Source organism: Litorerythrobacter xanthomarinus (genome assembly GCF_046254955.1).
In the GTDB taxonomy this organism is placed as follows: domain Bacteria; phylum Pseudomonadota; class Alphaproteobacteria; order Sphingomonadales; family Sphingomonadaceae; genus Qipengyuania_C.
The window spans coordinates 100,119-117,807 of sequence record NZ_JBJXRG010000003.1; the positions used below are offsets into that span (position 1 = coordinate 100,119).

19 protein-coding genes are annotated in these 17,689 nt (G+C 59.3%); 13 read left to right on the forward strand and 6 right to left on the reverse strand.

Annotation, left to right across the window (positions count from 1 at the left end; genetic code table 11):
- Positions 1–14 precede the first annotated feature (14 nt).
- Genes ACEWMW_RS13975 through ACEWMW_RS14005 form a run of 7 tightly spaced genes read left to right on the forward strand, consistent with a single transcriptional unit; the run spans position 15 to position 7,075 of the window.
- Positions 15–569, forward strand: coding sequence for a F0F1 ATP synthase subunit delta (locus ACEWMW_RS13975; RefSeq protein WP_409414567.1), 555 nt, complete (start codon positions 15–17; stop codon positions 567–569).
- Positions 570–574: 5 nt separating this feature from the next.
- The gene (gene atpA / locus ACEWMW_RS13980; protein WP_409414568.1) at positions 575–2,104 is read left to right on the forward strand and encodes a F0F1 ATP synthase subunit alpha; all 1,530 of its coding nucleotides are present in this window, start codon (positions 575–577) and stop codon (positions 2,102–2,104) included.
- Between the two features lie 30 nt (positions 2,105–2,134).
- On the forward strand, positions 2,135–3,004 hold the full coding sequence (locus ACEWMW_RS13985; protein WP_409414569.1) for a F0F1 ATP synthase subunit gamma: 870 nt from the start codon (positions 2,135–2,137) through the stop codon (positions 3,002–3,004).
- A 21-nt stretch (positions 3,005–3,025) separates the two neighbouring features.
- Positions 3,026–4,483: a F0F1 ATP synthase subunit beta gene (gene atpD / locus ACEWMW_RS13990; protein ID WP_409414570.1), complete on the forward strand. Its 1,458-nt coding sequence runs from the start codon at positions 3,026–3,028 to the stop codon at positions 4,481–4,483.
- 5 nt (positions 4,484–4,488) lie between these two features.
- Positions 4,489–4,746 (forward strand): ATP synthase F1 subunit epsilon, encoded by a 258-nt coding sequence (locus ACEWMW_RS13995; protein ID WP_409414571.1) that lies wholly within the window; start codon positions 4,489–4,491, stop codon positions 4,744–4,746.
- Positions 4,743–6,026, forward strand: a complete 1,284-nt coding sequence (locus ACEWMW_RS14000; RefSeq protein WP_409414572.1) for an O-antigen ligase family protein — start codon at positions 4,743–4,745, stop codon at positions 6,024–6,026. The genes ACEWMW_RS13995 and ACEWMW_RS14000 overlap by 4 nt, the downstream gene beginning before the upstream one ends.
- Before the next feature lie 14 nt (positions 6,027–6,040).
- Positions 6,041–7,075 (forward strand): phosphatase PAP2 family protein, encoded by a 1,035-nt coding sequence (locus ACEWMW_RS14005; protein ID WP_409414573.1) that lies wholly within the window; start codon positions 6,041–6,043, stop codon positions 7,073–7,075.
- On the opposite strand, the gene ACEWMW_RS14010 is transcribed toward ACEWMW_RS14005, so the two are convergent.
- Positions 7,072–7,350, reverse strand: a complete 279-nt coding sequence (locus tag ACEWMW_RS14010) for an HNH endonuclease (protein ID WP_409414574.1) — start codon at positions 7,348–7,350, stop codon at positions 7,072–7,074. The genes ACEWMW_RS14005 and ACEWMW_RS14010 overlap by 4 nt on opposite strands.
- A 65-nt stretch (positions 7,351–7,415) precedes the next feature.
- Here ACEWMW_RS14010 and ACEWMW_RS14015 point away from each other — a divergent pair, with 65 nt between their 5' ends.
- Positions 7,416–8,141: a glutathione S-transferase family protein gene (locus ACEWMW_RS14015; RefSeq protein ID WP_409414575.1), complete on the forward strand. Its 726-nt coding sequence runs from the start codon at positions 7,416–7,418 to the stop codon at positions 8,139–8,141.
- 73 nt (positions 8,142–8,214) lie between these two features.
- On the opposite strand, the gene glmU is transcribed toward ACEWMW_RS14015, so the two are convergent.
- A complete protein-coding gene (glmU, locus tag ACEWMW_RS14020) occupies positions 8,215–9,579 on the reverse strand; it encodes a bifunctional UDP-N-acetylglucosamine diphosphorylase/glucosamine-1-phosphate N-acetyltransferase GlmU (RefSeq protein ID WP_409414576.1) in 1,365 nt (454 codons plus the stop codon).
- Positions 9,580–9,641: 62 nt separating this feature from the next.
- Between glmU and ACEWMW_RS14025 the strand changes: the two genes are divergently transcribed.
- From ACEWMW_RS14025 to ACEWMW_RS14035, 3 genes are all read left to right on the forward strand, one after another.
- Positions 9,642–10,340 carry an HAD hydrolase-like protein gene (locus ACEWMW_RS14025; protein WP_409414577.1) on the forward strand — a complete coding sequence of 233 codons (699 nt, stop codon included), beginning with the start codon at positions 9,642–9,644 and terminating at the stop codon, positions 10,338–10,340.
- 117 nt (positions 10,341–10,457) lie between these two features.
- On the forward strand, positions 10,458–11,387 hold the full coding sequence (locus ACEWMW_RS14030) for an SDR family NAD(P)-dependent oxidoreductase (protein WP_409414578.1): 930 nt from the start codon (positions 10,458–10,460) through the stop codon (positions 11,385–11,387).
- Between the two features lie 82 nt (positions 11,388–11,469).
- The gene (locus tag ACEWMW_RS14035; RefSeq protein WP_409414579.1) at positions 11,470–12,540 is read left to right on the forward strand and encodes a hypothetical protein; all 1,071 of its coding nucleotides are present in this window, start codon (positions 11,470–11,472) and stop codon (positions 12,538–12,540) included.
- Between the two features lie 42 nt (positions 12,541–12,582).
- On the opposite strand, the gene ACEWMW_RS14040 is transcribed toward ACEWMW_RS14035, so the two are convergent.
- Genes ACEWMW_RS14040 through ACEWMW_RS14055 form a run of 4 tightly spaced genes read right to left on the reverse strand, consistent with a single transcriptional unit; the run spans position 12,583 to position 15,565 of the window.
- The gene (locus ACEWMW_RS14040; protein WP_409414580.1) at positions 12,583–12,948 is read right to left on the reverse strand and encodes a DUF2794 domain-containing protein; all 366 of its coding nucleotides are present in this window, start codon (positions 12,946–12,948) and stop codon (positions 12,583–12,585) included.
- Positions 12,948–13,652 (reverse strand): serine O-acetyltransferase EpsC, encoded by a 705-nt coding sequence (gene epsC / locus ACEWMW_RS14045; RefSeq protein ID WP_409414664.1) that lies wholly within the window; start codon positions 13,650–13,652, stop codon positions 12,948–12,950. Before epsC ends, ACEWMW_RS14040 begins: the two co-directional genes overlap by 1 nt.
- Before the next feature lie 27 nt (positions 13,653–13,679).
- Positions 13,680–14,291: a P-loop NTPase family protein gene (locus tag ACEWMW_RS14050; RefSeq protein WP_409414581.1), complete on the reverse strand. Its 612-nt coding sequence runs from the start codon at positions 14,289–14,291 to the stop codon at positions 13,680–13,682.
- A gap of 11 nt (positions 14,292–14,302) precedes the next feature.
- Complete coding sequence (locus ACEWMW_RS14055; RefSeq protein WP_409414582.1) at positions 14,303–15,565, reverse strand: heavy-metal-associated domain-containing protein; 1,263 nt, start codon at positions 15,563–15,565, stop codon at positions 14,303–14,305.
- A 69-nt stretch (positions 15,566–15,634) separates the two neighbouring features.
- On the opposite strand from ACEWMW_RS14055, the gene purM reads away from it, so the two are divergent.
- Positions 15,635–16,732, forward strand: coding sequence for a phosphoribosylformylglycinamidine cyclo-ligase (gene purM, locus ACEWMW_RS14060; protein ID WP_409414583.1), 1,098 nt, complete (start codon positions 15,635–15,637; stop codon positions 16,730–16,732).
- Positions 16,725–17,687 carry a phosphoribosylglycinamide formyltransferase gene (gene purN, locus ACEWMW_RS14065; protein ID WP_409414584.1) on the forward strand — a complete coding sequence of 321 codons (963 nt, stop codon included), beginning with the start codon at positions 16,725–16,727 and terminating at the stop codon, positions 17,685–17,687. The genes purM and purN overlap by 8 nt, the downstream gene beginning before the upstream one ends.
- Positions 17,688–17,689 lie beyond the last annotated feature (2 nt).

The following is a 17,689-nucleotide window of genomic DNA, read 5'->3' on the forward strand; positions in this document are numbered from 1 at the left end:
AGGACCATAGACGCGTGGAAATTTCCGCCGGTATTCAGGCCAGCCTGGCAGGGCGTTATGCTTCAGCCTTGTTCGACCTCGCGGTCGAAGAGGGAACTGTTTCTGCCATCGAATCCGATCTCGAACGGCTCGAGCAAGCGCTCGCCGAATCGAGCGATCTGAAGGCAATGATCAGCAACCCCCAGATCAGCCGCAAGGCGCAGGGAGCTGCCATCGAAGGAGTTTCCGGAACACTCGAGCTGGCGCAGCTGACCAAGAATTTTCTTGGCGTCTTGGCCGGCAATCGCCGCCTTGCCGTGCTGCCCGAAATCATCGCAGCGTTCCACATGATCGCTGCGGCCCAACGCGGCGAAGTCACTGCCGAAGTCACCAGCGCACACGCGCTGAGCGACGAGCAGCTCGACGCGCTCAAGCAGAAGCTGACCGAGCGCGAAGGCCGCACCGTAAAGATCAAGCCGAAGGTTGACCCGGGCCTGCTGGGCGGGCTGGTTGTAACCGTAGGCTCCAAGCGGATCGATGGTTCGATCCGTTCTCGTCTCAACTCACTTGCACAAGCCATGAAGGGCTAAGTTTGATGGAAATCCGCGCCGCAGAAATCTCCAAGGTCATCAAGGACCAGATCGCCAATTTCGGTACTGAAGCCGAAGTCAGCGAAGTCGGTTCCGTGCTCAGCGTGGGCGACGGTATCGCCCGTATTCACGGCCTCGACAAGGTTCAGGCCGGTGAAATGGTTGAATTCGCCAATGGCGTTCAGGGCATGGCCCTGAACCTCGAAGCCGATAACGTCGGTGTCGTGATCTTCGGTTCCGACGCCGAGATCAAGGAAGGCGACAGCGTCAAGCGGACCGGCACCATCGTGGACGTTCCGGTTGGCAAGGCCCTGCTTGGCCGCGTGGTTGATGCACTTGGCAATCCGATCGACGGCAAGGGCCCGATCGAGACCACCGAGCGCCGCCTGGTGGAACAGAAAGCTCCCGGCATTATCCCGCGTCAGTCGGTCAACGAGCCGGTACAAACCGGCCTCAAGGCTCTCGACGCACTCGTTCCGGTTGGCCGCGGCCAGCGCGAACTGATCATCGGTGACCGCCAGACCGGCAAGTCCGCCGTCGCGATCGATACCTTCATCAACCAGAAGGAAATCAACGCCAGCGACGATGAGAGCAAGAAGCTTTACTGCATTTATGTCGCTGTCGGGCAAAAGCGTTCGACCGTGGCGCAGCTGGTCAAGACGCTCGAAGAAAACGGCGCAATGGAATATTCCATCATTGTCGCTGCAACCGCTTCGGAGCCGGCTCCGCTGCAATATCTCGCACCTTATACCGGTGCTGCGATGGGCGAGTTCTTCCGCGACAACGGCATGCATGCCGTGATCGTTTACGATGACCTTTCCAAGCAGGCTGTGGCCTATCGCCAGATGTCGCTGCTGCTGCGTCGTCCTCCGGGCCGCGAAGCGTATCCGGGCGACGTGTTCTACCTTCACTCTCGCCTGCTCGAACGCGCTGCGAAAATGAACAGCGACAATGGCGGCGGTTCGCTGACCGCATTGCCGATCATCGAAACGCAGGCAGGCGACGTTTCGGCCTACATCCCGACCAACGTGATCTCGATTACCGACGGTCAGATCTTCCTCGAAACGGACCTGTTCTATCAGGGCGTTCGCCCGGCCATTAACGTTGGCCTTTCGGTCAGCCGTGTGGGCGGTGCCGCGCAGACCAAGGCGATGAAGAAGGTTTCGGGCTCGATGAAGCTGGACCTCGCGCAGTACCGCGAAATGGCGGCATTTGCGCAGTTCGGTTCGGACCTCGATGCTGCGACGCAGAAGCTGCTCAACCGCGGTGCCCGCCTGACCGAGCTGCTCAAGCAGCCGCAGTTCGCGCCGATGCCGTTCGAAGAGCAGACCGTATCGATCTATGCCGGCACCAACGGCTACCTCGATGCGATCCCGACAGAAGATGTTACGCGTTACGAAAGCGAAATGCTCGCTTACATGCGTTCGGATCATGCCGATGTCCTTAAAGACATTCGCGAAAGCAAGAATTTCGATGACGACGTCAAGGACCGCACGGTGAAAGCGCTCGAAGCCTTCGCCAAGAAATTCGCCTGAGCCTGACGAGACACGGATTAGGGAGCCGAAATGGCAAGCCTTAAGGAACTCAAGGATCGGATCGGGTCGGTAAAGTCGACCCAGAAGATCACCAAGGCCAAGCAGATGGTCGCTGCAGCCAAGCTGCGCCGTGCGCAGGCGGCTGCCGAAGCGGCACGCCCCTATGCCGAGCGGCTGGCCAATGTAATGGGCTCGCTCGCTGGCAAAGTTTCCGGCGAAGGTGCACCCAAGCTGCTCGCCGGAACGGGTTCGGACCAGCGCCATCTTCTGGTGGTCGTGAACACGGACAAAGGCCTGTGCGGCGGCCTCAACTCGAATATTGTCAAGGAAGTGAAAGCCAAGGCCAGGGAACTGGTGGCTGCCGGCAAGCAAGTCGAATTCTACCTCGTCGGCAAGAAAGGCCGCGCGCCGATTAAGCGCGACTATCCTGAGCGTATCAAGAAGCATTTCGATACTTCGACCGTGCGTAACCCTGGCTATGAAGAAGCCGAGGCGATCGCCGAAGAGCTGATCGAGCTTTACGAAAATGGCGCATTCGATGTCGCCCACCTGTTCTACGCCACATTCAAGTCGGCGCTGGTGCAGGACCCGACCACGCAGCAAATCATTCCGGTCCCTGCGCCAGAGACGGCAGAGGAATCGAAGGCCGCAGTCGAATACGAACCCGACGAAGAAGAAATTCTCGCCGAACTGCTGCCGCGCTATCTCAAGACTCAGGTCTTCGGCGCGTTGCTCGAAATCGCGGCCTCCGAACAGGGCGCTTCGATGACCGCGATGGACAACGCCACGCGCAACGCAGGCGAGCTGATCAACAAGCTGACGATCCAGTACAACCGCAGCCGCCAGGCCGCGATCACCACCGAACTTATTGAAATCATTGCAGGCGCAGAAGCGCTTTAAGCTAGGCTCAAGGAAACGAACATGGCTACCGCACCAGTCCTCAACCAGACCACCAATGGCACAATCAGCCAGGTCATCGGCGCTGTCGTCGACGTGCATTTCGAAGGCGAACTGCCCGCGATTCTCTCGGCACTCGAAACCAAGAACGGCGACAACACGCTGGTTCTCGAGGTTGCCCAGCACCTTGGTGAGAACACTGTTCGCACCATCGCAATGGACGGCACGGACGGCCTCACCCGCGGCCAGGAAGTGGTCAACACCGGCGCGCAGATCTCGGTCCCCGTCGGACCGAAAACCCTGGGCCGGATCATGAACGTCATCGGCGAGCCCATCGATGAGCGCGGCCCGATCGGTGCCGAAAAGTCCAACCCGATCCATGCCGAGGCTCCGCTGTTCGTCGACCAGTCGACCGAAGCCGCGATCCTCGTCACCGGCATCAAGGTGATCGACCTTCTCGCCCCCTATGCTCGCGGCGGTAAGATCGGCCTGTTCGGCGGTGCTGGCGTTGGCAAGACCGTGCTGATCCAGGAACTGATCAACAACATCGCCAAGGGCCACGGCGGCGTGTCTGTCTTCGCCGGTGTGGGTGAGCGTACCCGCGAAGGTAACGATCTCTATCACGAATTCCTCGACGCCGGCGTTATCGCCAAGGACGCCGATGGCAACGCCACCAGCGAAGGTTCCAAGGTGGCGCTGGTGTTTGGCCAGATGAACGAGCCTCCGGGCGCGCGTGCCCGCGTTGCTCTGTCGGGCCTCACCATGGCGGAATATTTCCGCGATGAAGAAGGTCAGGACGTGCTGTTCTTCGTCGACAACATCTTCCGCTTCACGCAGGCAGGTTCGGAAGTGTCTGCGCTCCTCGGCCGTATTCCCTCGGCTGTGGGCTATCAGCCGACGCTCTCGACCGACATGGGTAACCTGCAGGAACGCATCACTTCCACCACCAAGGGCTCGATCACCTCGGTGCAGGCGATCTACGTTCCGGCCGATGACCTTACTGACCCGGCACCTGCAACCTCGTTTGCTCACCTTGACGCAACAACCACGTTGAGCCGCGCGATCTCAGAGCTGGGCATCTACCCGGCGGTTGACCCGCTCGATTCGACCTCACGCGTTCTCGAACCGCGTGTTGTCGGCCAGGAGCACTACGAAACCGCGCGTAAGGTTCAGGAAACGCTGCAGAAGTACAAGTCGCTGCAGGATATTATTGCCATTCTCGGTATGGACGAACTTAGTGAAGAAGATAAGCTGACCGTTGCGCGTGCTCGCAAGATCCAGCGCTTCCTCTCGCAGCCGTTCCACGTTGCCGAGGTCTTCACCAACATCCCAGGCAAATTTGTTGCTTTGGAAGACACGGTGAAATCGTTCAAGGCCGTGGTCGAAGGCGAATATGATCACCTTCCCGAGTCGGCTTTCTACATGGTTGGCGGCATCGACGAAGCTGTCGAGAAAGCCCAGAAGATGGCGGACGAGGCTTAAGGGCGATGGCTCTCCACTTCGAACTCGTCACTCCGGAAAAGCTGGTCCGTTCCGAAGATGTCCACATGGTGGTCGTCCCGGGATCAGAAGGCGATTTCGGTGTGCTGGAAGGCCACGCGCCCGTGATGAGCACCATTCGCGACGGCGCGCTGCAGATCTACGCCAAGGACGGCGCGGAACCCGAAGAGATCGAAGTGCGCGGCGGCTTCGCCGAGGTGGGCGACGCAGGCTTGACCATTCTCGCGGAGCATGTCGAGGCGTGAGCCTGTCGGCAGGCTGGGATACGACATCTCCCGTCTTTAGTGTTGCGACGGCTGAGCGGTTGATTTGTCTCAGCTTGTTTGCCGCATTGCCGATTTTTGCTGTAACAACTTGGCAGCACGATTATAGTTGGCAAGCGACGCGCTACTTCTCATTGCCGATCATCGCGGCTGAACTTCTTGTGATGCTTTTCGCGGTTCTTGGTGGTGCAGATCCCGTCCACGCCTTCAAGGCTTTGCCTCGCCTAACAAAGATTGGCGTTACAATCTGGCTGGCCGTTGCGATCCTAGCCTCGCTCTTCGCAAGGATTCCCGCAATGGCATTTGCGCATCTTTCAATGTCATTGCTGCAACTGGGATTCGGGCTAGTTGTCTGGTCGTTTGCAATAATCCCATCCCCGACGTTCGGACCCAAAATCTTGGCGACAATGTCACTCAGCATCGTCTCATATCTCTTGATGCTGATCTTCTTCATAAGCTTGGCCAAGGACGTTCCGAACTTTGAATGGATGCAATTCTCGGCTGGGGTCTCCAATCCGCGCCAACTGGGCTTTTATGGTATCCCATTGTTATTTTTCGCCGCTGCATTGTTTTCAAAAGTCGAAGGGAAAAGAAGCCAGTCATCAATGTACTGGCTATTTATCTGCGCTGGGTTCCTATTGGTCAACTTAAGTGGTTCAAGGGCGGGCTTGGGGGCCTCTGTGATCGGTTGCGTATTTTTCATCGCCATGATGAGGAAGGACAGAGTTCGCCTGTTGGTCGCACTAGTTTCAGGCTGGCTTACAGCTGTGGTGGCGAGCGCTTTTCTTGCACCTCACCCCGAGTGGGGATTCTGGAACATAATGTTGGGAACAGCGGGCATAAATTCGGATAGCTACTCGTCTGGTCGCGTGACAATGTGGCTGGAGACGATTGATCTGATCCGGGAACGCGCCTTGATCGGTCACGGCGAAGGACAGTTTCGGCTGACAACCAGCATTGGCAATGCCATGATAAATCATCATCCTCACAACTCAATTTTGCAGTTTCTCTATCAGTGGGGGCTTGTTGGAACTGGCGCTATCGGGGTAGCATTATTTCCATTGGGGAGACGTTTGCGCGAGCAACGGCCATTGACTTCTCGCACAGCTATTGCCTTGGTCTCATCAGCGATAGCGTTGATAGCAATGTCGATGCTTGAGGGTTCACTGTTTTATGCTTTTCCAACAATGATAGTGGTCTTGGCCATGGTCTGGATTACTTTGCCAAGCAATCGCGCCGCCGAACCTGACCCACATCGTTAGGGAAGGGCAAAGAAATGGACCAGCCCTCGAAACTCAACACCAACCTTTGGCGATACTGGCCGGTCTATCTTGTCGGCCTCGGCTCGGTCGGTTTAGGCGCGGTTGCGCTCGCTTCAGTTGAGGTCCCCCTTCGGCCTTTTGTAGCTGCATTCTACAACCTCATCCTCTTCCTCGGCGCCTGGCTCCCGTTGACCTCGATTCTCGCAGGTTGGGAGATTGTGACCAATCGTCCAGAATCGCCTTTCGCCCATCTGCGCGAGCATTTCTTCACGCGTGAATACTGGAAGCGTCAACTGCATTTCCTGCCCATCGTCGCCTGCATCGCGCTGTTTATGATCAATTTCTCGGCGATGAAGAGCGCCATCCCGCTTTTTCATGCCTACAAGTGGGACGAGGCCTTCATTGCCTGGGACCGAATGATCTTCTTTGGGCAGGATCCGTGGCGTTTACTCCAGCCGTTCCTCGGCTATCCCATTGTGAGTTCGCTGATGAGCGGGCTCTATCACTTGTGGATCCTGCTGATCTACGCGGGCTGCGTGTACATGGGTGCGCACCAGCCGAACGACATGCTGCGGATACGCTACTTTGTGAGCTATTTTCTGTGCTGGAGCGTGATCGGCGTGGTGATGGCGATCTGGCTAGCCTCGGTCGGTCCGGTGTTCATGGAACCGTTGTTCGGTGACACGACTTTTGCCCCACTTATGCGCTACCTGGAGGCGGCGAACGAAGAGTATCCCGTTCTTGTGTTGGCGGTCCAACAGCAGTTGCTCGACTGGCACGCGACGGGCGACTTCGGCCTGGGCCGCGGTATCAGCGCGATGCCATCCATGCATGTTTCGCTCGCGGTGCTGTTCTGGCTGGGCATGCGCGACCTATCCCGCGTGGCAGGTTGGATCTTTGGCATCTACGCCTGGATAATCTTCATCGGCTCGATCCACACCGGTTACCACTATGCGGTCGACGGTATCATCGCAGCTGCGGTGACATGGGTAATCTGGTGGGCCGTGGGCCGGATTTACCCGACATCGCGCGCACCGAGGCCCAACTAGTTTTTCGTTCGCCTTACCGACGCATGGAAGTCCGGCGGCTTTGTCGCAATCCAGCTCAGGAATTTCGCCACTTCTTCATGCGCGAGTAACGCACCACGATCTCCGCCGATCCGCGCCAGTTCGGCATTGCTGAAATGCGCGTGTATGACACGGTGACAGATTGGGTGGACTGGAACCGTCTCGCGTCCGCGCTTGGCCTTGGGTACCGTGTGGTGATGCTGGACCTTGCGGCCCAACAGACGCTCACATAGCCAGCATTGGAGATTGGATGCCATCGGCTGACTGTAGTCATTTCGCGAAATTTGCGTAATGTTGCGCTCTACATTCGGGAGAAATCTTCATGGGAAAGCTGCGTGCATTCCATTTGCCCGGGCGCTGGGATCTGGTTACGGTCAGCCCGTTCTGTCTTAAGCTCGACGCGTTCTTGCGGCTCGCGGATATCGAGCACGAATCGATTGCAGTTGCGACCCCGTTTGGAGGCCCAAAGAAGAAGGCCCCATGGATCGAATATGCGGGGCAAACGATCGGCGATTCGAGTTTGGTGATCGATTTTCTCAAAAGTGAGTTTGGAATTGATATCGATCAGCACCTCAATTTGCGCCAACGCGCCACCGCTGTCGCTATCCAGAGAATGGTGGAGGAAAACCTATATTGGGCAATGGTCTATGATCGCTGGCGGCGCGACGAGAATTGGCCAATTCTAAAGAGTTCCGTGCTTGGAGATATCGCTGCTCCGATGCGCGCCTTGCTCGCTCCCTTTGCAAGGCGGTCGGTGCGAAAGCAGCTCGAAGGGCACGGTATGGGACTCCACACGCCCGACGAGATAACATCAATCGCGAACAAGGATATCGACGCTCTGGGCGGTCTGTTGGGCGAGAACGACTGGTTTTTTGGCGACAAGCCAGGACTGACTGATGCCACAGTCTATTCGGTGCTGGCGAACATAGCTTTCGTCCCATTCTCGAGTCCGATGAAAGCGATGATCGCCGGCCACAGCAATCTGACTGAGTTCCTCGGCCGCTTCAGGCGGGTAGTTTACCCGGAGTCAGAAGCGGCGGCTTACTGAGCTTAACTGCTCAACCGCGATGTCGCGAATTCCCAGCGCGACGGTCACGCCAAGCTCGAGTGATCTGGAGCTCTCAGCGCTTCTTCGCTTTTTCGGCTGCCTTTTTCTTTTTCATCGTGTCATGGAAGCGATCGGCCCAGCCCGGCTTCACGATCTGCTCGCCGCGCACCATCCGCAGGTCGCCATCGCCAACATCGCGGCTGACAGCGCTGCCCGCTGCAACGATGGCATCGCGCCCGATCTTTACCGGCGCGATCAGCGCGCTGTTCGAACCGATGAAGGCATTCTCGCCAATTACGGTCTTATACTTGAAATAGCCGTCATAATTGCAGGTGATCGTGCCAGCGCCGATATTCGCCCCCGCGCCCACTTCGGCGTCGCCGAGATATGTCAGGTGGCTCGCTTTGGCCCCTTCGCCCAGTACGGATTTTTTCATCTCGACGAAGTTGCCAATGAAACTGTCTTTCTCGAGGACAGCACCCGGTCTTAGCCGCGCAAATGGTCCGACCTGTGCGCCCTCGCCAATGCTCGCACCTTCGATATGGCTGAAGGCCTTGATCCAAACTCCATTGGCCACTGTCACGCCGGGGCCGAACACCACGTTCGGATCGATCGTAACATCCTGCCCAATATCGGTATCCCAGCTGAAGAAAACCGTTTCGGGGGCGCGCAACGTCGCCCCGCCCGCCATCACCTCTTCACGCTTCAGCTCTTGCCATTGGGCCTCGGCTTCGGCCAGCTCGGCGCGGGAATTGATCCCGCGCACCTCATCGGGCGTGTCGCTAGCTACAGCGGCACAAACATCGCCATCTGCAATCGCGATATTCACGATGTCGGGCAGATAATACTCGCCCTGCGCGTTGTCATTGCCCACACGGTCGAGCAGGTCGAACATATCTTTGGCGCTGGCCGCCATCAGGCCCGAGTTGCACAGACGGCACGCGCGCTCGTCGTCACCGGCATCCTTGAATTCGACCATCTTGGCAATCTTGCCGTCATCATCGGCTATCACGCGGCCATAATGGCCCGGATCATCGGGCTCGAACCCGAGCACCACGACCTTTGGCGCGTCCTCGGCATGGAGCCTGTCGAGCATGGCCTGCATGGTTTCGCCGCGAACGAACGGCACGTCGCCGTAGAGAACCAGCACATCGCCGGTGAACCCGTCGAGCTCGCTTTTGGCCTGCTGGACGGCATGGCCAGTTCCATGCTGCGGCTCCTGCAAGCATGTCTGCGCGCGGCCTCCTAGCGCGGCTTCCAGTTGCTCGCGCCCGGCACCAACAACCACGACCGTCTTCATGGGTCGTAGCTGCTCTGCACTGGCCAGCAGGTGATCGATCATCGGCCTGCCCGCGATCGGATGCAGCACCTTATGCCGTTCGCTTTTCATGCGCGTACCCTTGCCTGCGGCGAGGACGATAATAGCCAAATCACTCATAAGGGAGCCAATGCCACCAAAAGCTTGCCGTTTGAAGCGGCATCCGCCACTCGGGCCGTCCTATGACCGAATTTCCTTACAATGCAGTGGGTTTTGACCTCGATGGCACCCTGCTCGACACCTTCCGCGATCTTGGCGCGGCAGTGAACCATGCGCTCGAACTGGGCGGGTTCGATCCCGTGCCAGTTGATAGCTCGAAAGACCTGATCGGCGGCGGCGCCAAGATCATGCTCGCGCGGGCGGTCGACGCGCAAGGCGGCATGCCAGAAGACGAATTTCGCAAATTATACAAACAGATGCTGGGCTATTACTCAGAGCACAATGCCGTTCACACCTGTCCTTACCCGGGTGCAGAAGCGGTTATAGACGATCTCGCCGACCTGGGTGTGGCCATGGTCGTAGTGACTAACAAATTCGAAGAGTTTGCCCGCTCAATCCTGACCCAGGTCGGGCTGGCAAATCGCTTTGTTGGTATCATCGGAGGCAACAGCCTCGGGCGCGGCGACGATGGCAAGTATATCGCCAAGCCTGCGCCCGATCCGATCTACGACGCAGCAAGACGATGCAGCGATCATCTGGGTGCTCCCGCCCGCCTCGCCTTCGTGGGCGATTCGAGTTATGATGTGAACGCTGCCCGCGGCGCCGGTGTTCCGGTAGTTGTCGCCGGCTACGGCTATTGCGACAATGCTCCGTCAGAGCTTGGCGGCGATGCCGTGATCGATTCGCTCGCAGGGCTCATTCCCGCGCTGCGGGCATTGTGATCCGGCGGCTTGCCGTTACGGCATAGCGCCTGAGCGATTGCATTGTTGCAACGCAACAGAGAACCTGCCAACCCGCTTGGCACATTGACCCTTACGTAAGCTATTCGGAGAGATTCCATGACCATTTCGTTCCAGGACAAGGTTGCCATCGTCACGGGCGCAGGCGGCGGTTTGGGCCGCGAGTATGCGCTCGAACTGGCGCGCCGCGGGGCGAAAGTCGTGGTCAACGATCTGGGCGGTTCGCGCGATGGCACCGGCCATTCGGACATGGCCTTGCAGGTCGTCGAAGAGATCGAAGCCATGGGCGGCGAAGCCATGTCCAATGGTGGCTCGGTTACCGAATACGAACAAATGGAAAAGATGGTTGCCGACGCCAAGCAGAAGTGGGGCGGTGTCCATGTCCTCATCAACAACGCAGGCGTCTTGCGCGACAAAACCTTCGCCAAAATGGACCCGGCCGATTTCGAATTCGTGCTGAAGGTGCACCTGACCGGCTCCGCTTTCGTGACCAAGGCTTGCTGGGAAACCTTCCGCGAACAGGCGTATGGCCGGATTCTCATGACCGCATCATCTACCGGCCTGTTCGGCAACTTTGGCCAGGCCAACTACGGCGCAGCAAAGCTCGGCCTCGCCGGTCTCACCAAGACGCTCCAGCTTGAGGGTGCGAAGTACAACGTCAAATGCAACACGCTTTCTCCGGTTGCCGGAACGCGCATGACCGAGGATCTCTTCCCCGAAGAAGCCTTCAAACTGTTTGATCCGGTAAATGTGGTCCCCGCCGCACTTTATCTCGTCAGCGAAGACGCGCCGACCAACGCTATCATCGGCGCGGGTGCAGGCGGCTATCACAGCGCCTGGACCGTCATGAACGACGCCGTGTGGCTGCCCGATGGTGAGCGCACGGTTGAAGGCTTTGCAGAGAATTGGGACAAGATCAGCGAATTCTCGAACCTGTCTGCGCCAATGTCGGGCGGCGAGCAGAGCCAGAATATCCTCAAGGCGATGCAGAAAGTGACCGGAGCCGGTCCGTCCAGCACGCGTGGATAAGCTCAAGCAATTTTGATTGCTGTATTGACACAGTAATACAGCCTGCGGTACCTCCCCCTGATCAAATCGGGGGGAGAGACCCATGTATTCAGACGAAGATCTAAACTCGGCGGTTGCCGCGGGCGCTGTGAGCGCAGAAGCGGCATCGGCCCTGCGAGCGCATGTTAGCAAGATTCGTGACATGCCGCGCGGCGACGAAGAGAATTTCCGCCTCATCACAAGCTTCAACGACGTTTTCGTAGCTATCGGCGCGGTAATCATGCTGGTGGCAGCTGGAGCAATAGGCGAGGCAATCATGCCGTCGGTTGACGGTCCATCCATGCTGGCCGGTGCATTTGTGGCAGCGACGGCCTGGGGCCTGGCGGAATTCTTCACACGCAAGCGGCGCATGGCGCTCCCCAGCATCATTTTGTTGCTGGCATTCGTTGGCGGCGTCTTCGCTGCTCAGCTGGGCCTTATCGTAAGCCTTGCCGAGAACGACAACGAACGCCTGGCGGCAGGCCTGATTGCCATATCGGCGCTGATAACTGCGGGAGCCGCTTGGCTCCACTGGCGACGTTTCATGGTGCCAATCACCGTAGCCGCAGGCGCGGTTGCGGTCGGCGTTTCGGTTATTGCCCTCGTTGCGGCAATCGTGATGCCGATGTTCGACAATGATGGCGAGCGGATCATAATCCCGCTCGTGTTCATGGTCGGCCTCGCCATCTTTGCGCTCGCCATGCGGTGGGACGCCAGCGACCGCGCAAGGACAACCCGGCGCAGTGACGTGGCTTTTTGGCTGCATCTCGCAGCTGCCCCGATGCTCGCCCACCCGCTTTTCCATTGGCTGGGTGTGACCGATGGCGGCGATATCGGCGTTGGTGCCGCTGCTGGCGTGCTGCTGGTATATATCGCGATGGGACTGGTGGCCCTGGCAATCGACCGCCGCGCACTGCTTGTTTCGGCCCTCGCCTATGTGCTGATCGCGCTGACTTTCCTGTTCGATCGCTTCGGCGCGGTTGAGCTGAATTTCGCGCTTACGGCGCTGGTCATCGGATCGGCTTTGCTGACACTTTCGGCCTTCTGGACGCCGATGCGGCGACTGGTGGTTGAAAAGCTACCTAACGACATCCAGGCGCGATTGCCCGAAGCACACATGCTTCCGGCAGAGTAAGGGCTTGCAATGGGCGGTAGGAACGACGGCTGGGCCTATGGTTCAGCCGTCGACCGCTTTCACTAACTTGCGCTCAAGCGGAGCCAGCACGCCAGGAAGTTCATGACCTCGCTTCAGCACCTGCCCGTGTTCGCCCGTCAGCGTCCACATGCCCTGACGATTGCGCAGGCTGGGGCGTTTTTCGATACAGGCCTGGGGCCGCTCCGCTGCGCGCCTGAAGGCCGCGAAAACTGCCACATCCCGGGTGAAGTCCATCGCATAGTCGCGCCATTGTCCGGCGGCGACCATCCTTCCGTACAGGTCGAGGATACGCTGTAGCTCGTCGCGAGAAAAACCGACTTGCGATACACGCCGTCCGGGAAAAGCAAGTACCGACCCACCCGAGCCGGCAATCGGGTAAGATGCCATCAGCTATCAGTTCCACTTCTCGGCGGCATGGTATCTGCCGTCGGAGCCGATTTCAGCGCTTCAATTTCCGCCTTCAAGGCGATCAGTTCACCTTCCAGCTTCTCGATGCAATCAATGCGGTTCCCTTCCGCATCTTCGCATTCAGGGGTCATGCCATAAGGAATGAATTCCTTGATCCACTCTTCTGCTGGCACAAGCGTGGAGCGGGCTTTCATACCGATCATTGTCGCGCCATCGGGAACATCATCCGTCACCACGGCATTGGCGCCAACTCGGGCGCGTTCGCCCACGACAATCGGCCCGATGATCTGGGCTCCCGAGCCGATGATCACATTGCTGCGAATGGTCGGATGGCGCTTCCCGCCCTTGCCATTAGTGGGATTGGTACCGCCCAGCGTAACGCACTGGTACATGGTCACATTGTCGCCGATCTCCGCTGTCTCACCGACAACGCTGAAGCCGTGATCGATGAAGAAATTCTTCCCGATCTTGGCGCCCGGATGGATATCGATCCCCGTGAGGAAACGCGAGAAATGGTTCACCAGCCGGGCAAGGAAGAACAGCTTCGCTCCGAACAGCCAATGCGCAATGCGGTGATAAAACATCGCCCATACACCGGGGTACAACAGCACTTCCCAGCGCGAACGCGGAGCGGGATCGCGCGCCTTGATCGAGTCGAGATAGGCGTTCAGCCGGTCGAACATCGGCATGATCCTTTCATTTTCGCACGCTTAAAGCAAGCGCGCCTGCTCCGGACCGGTCACAGCTTCCAGCGCGGCACGCCAAACGGCCTGCGTCGCGGGGACTTTGCGCTCGAGGCTTAACCGGTCGATTTCCTCCACTAGCCGCTCAATCGCGACAAAGCTGCGCAAGGTGCGCGGTACAAGATAGGTAAGTGCGCCCTCGCCCAGTGCAAGTCCGCGTTGTTCCGCATGACTTTCAATCAATCCGGCGATCATTTCGTCATCGGGCGCGCCGATGCTGAGATGAAGCGCAGCGCCCAGCCGCGATCTAAGATCCGGTAAGCCAATATCCCAGCCTTCGCGATCGGCGATCAAGAGGAGCGGAGAATTCTCTTCCTGTGCGCGGTTCCACCGGTGAAACAACTGCGTCTCGTCCATCGCGTCCGCATGGTCGATCACTGCGCCCTTCCCCTGTGCTTCGAACCAGCGGCCGAGCAGCGTCTTACCCGATCGCGGCGGTCCCAGCAGGATCGCAGTCCGGAACGGCCAGGGCGACGGATCGGCCAATGCGTCGACCGCCGCGCAATTGGCATTCCCGACCACGATGCGAATTTGCTCAAGCTCGCGCCGCAGGGATAACGGAAGGATGATCTGCGACATCGCGCGGCTCGTCAGCGGCTTATTGCGAGCGCGCTGCTGCCCTGCACGACCGTAAATCCACGCCCTCGCAAGGCAGCAGCCAACTGGTCGAGCGATCCGGCATAAGTCACTTGCATGACCGATGTGCCGCCGATTGCAGTGCTGCTGATTGCCGCGCCGCGTACTCCTGGCGTGCCGCGAACTTGGCCGAGCGTGGCGTCGAAAGCTTGCGCGTCAGGCGTCGCAAACTGGACCGAGTGCTGGCGCAGGACAGTGGGTGCTTCAGTCGCCGTCACTACCGGCACTTCGCTTGCGCCTTCGAGCACGGCAAGCTCGCGATCGCGGATTGCGGAGCCAATCTGGATAAGGCGTGCAATAGCCGGATCTGATTCTCCCGAACCGAGGTTCAGCGTGGGATCGGGTCGCAATTTACCCTTGGCGAGCGCCTTTCGGAATATCGTGTCGAAGCGGGTGACTGCTTTGCCAAGCATGTTGGGCAACTCTGCCGGCGTGTTTGCACTCATCTCGAACTTCTCGAGGAAACGGTTGTCCGGGCCGTAGCGAGCCGTGAATGTCCCGTCGATCGGTCCGCCGGGCCAACGATAATCGAGCCGCGCGATCGGGACTATCACATCGGCCGCACCGAACTGATCGAGGATATTGCGCCACCAGGTGCGGCTGCGCCGTTGCACCTGTCCCGAAGTCAGCAAGAGCGAATCCCCGCCCGAGCCCGTCGGCCTCACGTAGTTGACCGGGCTCCGCCCAGGTTGGAACTCTGCCCACGCGCGCTGCCATGGATTGCGCATTTCGAAGACGGTGGCCGAACCAGCGCTATAAGTGACTGGAACAACCAGCATTGGAGCCGAAGCCCGGGCGAGAGCTTCGCCGTCACCGCCCAACAAGCCAGCGGCGCGCGTCCGGTCGAAAATCACGCCTAGCGTAGCGATGTAGCGACCCGGCGCAACTCGCTCCTTTTCGATTACGATGGCAGAAACGAGCCCATCTAACCGCGAATCGGGCAGGTCTGGACCGTTCAACTGTTCCCAGGCGCTTCGCTGGGCCTGCCGCCAGGCCGTTTCGCGCGCTTCACGGGTCGTAGAACTGCTGACATCGACATCGATCCCGCTGACTTCGATATCGCTGCTCGCCGCAACCGGCGCGATACCTCTTTCGCCGGAAACCTGTGCCAAAAGCGCATTCAGCAGAAGACCCGCCGAAAGCGCGGCCGCGCACAGCGCCAACAGCAGAGGAAGCGAACGGAGCGACGGGCGAGGAAGGGTTGCGATTTGGGTCATCGGGGAAAACCGAGGCTCTTTTGCCCAATCGACCATGGAAATCCAAGCGCGAATAAGTATGGCGTGTGTATGAGTTCGAACACGCCCTCCTACACCTATGCCGAAGCCGGTGTCTCGATCGATGCAGGCAACGCGCTGGTCAAGGCGATCGGTCCGCTAGTGAAAGCCACGCGCAGGCCCGGCGCAGACGGCGAAATCGGCGGATTTGGGGGATTTTTCGACCCCAAGGCTGCGGGATATGATGATCCGCTGCTCGTGGCAGCGAATGACGGGGTCGGGACCAAGCTGAAGCTGGCGATAGAGTATGACCGGCATGACACAGTTGGGATTGATCTGGTCGCCATGTGCGTCAACGATCTGATCGTTCAGGGCGCAGAACCGCTGTTTTTCCTCGATTATTTCGCCACCGGCAAGCTCGAGAACGGTATCGCAGAGCGTGTGATCGCCGGTATTGCAGATGGCTGCAAGCAGGCCGGATGCGCGCTGATCGGCGGCGAAACGGCGGAGATGCCGGGCATGTACGGCGATGGCGATTACGATCTCGCCGGGTTCTGCGTCGGAGCGGTCGAGCGCGGCGAGCAGCTGACCGGCGATAAGGTTGCGCCGGGCCATGTGCTGCTGGGCCTCGCCAGTTCAGGCGTCCACTCGAACGGTTACTCGCTGGTCAGGAAGCTCGCGGAAGACAAGATGTGGCGACTCGACCGCCCTGCCCTATTCGACCGGGAGCGCCTGTTGATTGATGCGCTAATCGAGCCGACTCGGATTTATGTCGCCAGCCTCCTGCCGCTCGTCCGCGCAGGCAAGATCGACGCGCTGGCGCATATCACGGGCGGCGGATTGCTGGAGAATATCCCCCGCGTGATGCCCGAAGGCGCGCAGGCGCAGGTCGATGCCGCCGCGTGGGAGCAGCCCGGCCTGATGGCGTTCCTGCAAGCGCAGGGCAATATCGAACCGGCCGAGATGGCGCGCACGTTCAACTGCGGCGTGGGCATGGTGCTCGCGGTGACGGAAGAGCATGCCGCTGCCGTTTCGAGGGAGCTGGAGGAAGCAGGCGAGATGGTAATCCCAGTCGGCAAGATTGTCGAAGGCCCGCGCGGCTGCACCGTGCGTGGAGCGGCCGGCACATGGTCGGCGCGCGATGCATGGGAAGCGCAGCACCTTGCCTGACAAGGCCAAAGTCGCCGCCCTCATTTCCGGCCGCGGAAGCAATATGGCCGCGCTGCTTTATGCCAGCAAATTGCCCGATGCGCCGTTTAGGTTAGTCCTCGTCGCCAGCAATGATCCCGATGCTGCGGGTCTGGAATTGGCGAAAGCAGAAGGCATTCCGACATTCGCACTCTCGCACAAGAGCATGAATCGCGGCGAACACGACGCGGCGATGGACAAAGCGGTGCGCAATTCCGGTGCGGAGTATATCGCGTTGGCGGGTTACATGCGCATCCTGGGCGAGGATTTCGTAAGGGCATGGGAAGGCCGCGCGCTGAATATTCATCCTTCGTTGCTGCCCAAGTATCCCGGCCTCGACACACATGAGCGAGCCATCGAAGCGGGAGATACAGTGGCGGGGGTTACCGTCCACCTTGTCACTGCCGAACTCGATGCGGGCCAGATCCTCGGTCAAACTGAAGTCGCGGTCTTGCCGGAAGACACACCGGAAAGCCTTGCAGCACGAGTGCTCTTTGCCGAGCATCAGCTCTATCCGCGCGTGCTGGCGGACTATGTTTCCAGGCCATTCGATGCTGCATGGTTGCTCGACCAGGTCCGGGTGCGCGCCATGGATCTTCCTGAAGTCGAGGAGCGCCCCAGCCACGGCGCGCCGGGGTGGCGCACTGGCGGCAAGAGCGGCAAATACTTCGCCTATTTCAGCGACCAACATCACGGCGAGGATGCGATCGCGCTGCTCGCCAAGACCAGCGGGATCGATGAAATGACCGCGCTGATCGAACGCGACCCTGACGCATTCTACAGACCGGCCTACTATGGCGCGAGCGGCTGGGTCGGGATCGTCCTCAACCGCCCGGGTGCTGACTGGGAACAGGTCGAATACTGGCTCAAGCGCAGTTGGCAGGCGGTTGCGCCGAAGCGCCTGACCAAGCTGCTCGACGCTGCAGACGAGTTCTAGGC

Excerpts from the sequence above, each read along its gene's own strand:
- atpA (WP_409414568.1), top strand. The coding sequence starts at position 575 with ATGGAAATCCGCGCCGCAGAAATCTCCAAGGTCATCAAGGACCAGATC.
- ACEWMW_RS13985 (WP_409414569.1), top strand. The coding sequence starts at position 2,135 with ATGGCAAGCCTTAAGGAACTCAAGGATCGGATCGGGTCGGTAAAGTCG.
- atpD (WP_409414570.1), top strand. The coding sequence starts at position 3,026 with ATGGCTACCGCACCAGTCCTCAACCAGACCACCAATGGCACAATCAGC.
- ACEWMW_RS13995 (WP_409414571.1), top strand. The coding sequence starts at position 4,489 with ATGGCTCTCCACTTCGAACTCGTCACTCCGGAAAAGCTGGTCCGTTCC.
- ACEWMW_RS14005 (WP_409414573.1), top strand. The coding sequence starts at position 6,041 with ATGGACCAGCCCTCGAAACTCAACACCAACCTTTGGCGATACTGGCCG.
- ACEWMW_RS14010 (WP_409414574.1), bottom strand. The coding sequence starts at position 7,350 with ATGGCATCCAATCTCCAATGCTGGCTATGTGAGCGTCTGTTGGGCCGC.
- ACEWMW_RS14015 (WP_409414575.1), top strand. The coding sequence starts at position 7,416 with ATGGGAAAGCTGCGTGCATTCCATTTGCCCGGGCGCTGGGATCTGGTT.
- glmU (WP_409414576.1), bottom strand. The coding sequence starts at position 9,579 with ATGAGTGATTTGGCTATTATCGTCCTCGCCGCAGGCAAGGGTACGCGC.
- ACEWMW_RS14025 (WP_409414577.1), top strand. The coding sequence starts at position 9,642 with ATGACCGAATTTCCTTACAATGCAGTGGGTTTTGACCTCGATGGCACC.
- ACEWMW_RS14030 (WP_409414578.1), top strand. The coding sequence starts at position 10,458 with ATGACCATTTCGTTCCAGGACAAGGTTGCCATCGTCACGGGCGCAGGC.
- ACEWMW_RS14035 (WP_409414579.1), top strand. The coding sequence starts at position 11,470 with ATGTATTCAGACGAAGATCTAAACTCGGCGGTTGCCGCGGGCGCTGTG.
- ACEWMW_RS14040 (WP_409414580.1), bottom strand. The coding sequence starts at position 12,948 with ATGGCATCTTACCCGATTGCCGGCTCGGGTGGGTCGGTACTTGCTTTT.
- epsC (WP_409414664.1), bottom strand. The coding sequence starts at position 13,652 with ATGTTCGACCGGCTGAACGCCTATCTCGACTCGATCAAGGCGCGCGAT.
- ACEWMW_RS14050 (WP_409414581.1), bottom strand. The coding sequence starts at position 14,291 with ATGTCGCAGATCATCCTTCCGTTATCCCTGCGGCGCGAGCTTGAGCAA.
- ACEWMW_RS14055 (WP_409414582.1), bottom strand. The coding sequence starts at position 15,565 with ATGACCCAAATCGCAACCCTTCCTCGCCCGTCGCTCCGTTCGCTTCCT.
- purM (WP_409414583.1), top strand. The coding sequence starts at position 15,635 with ATGAGTTCGAACACGCCCTCCTACACCTATGCCGAAGCCGGTGTCTCG.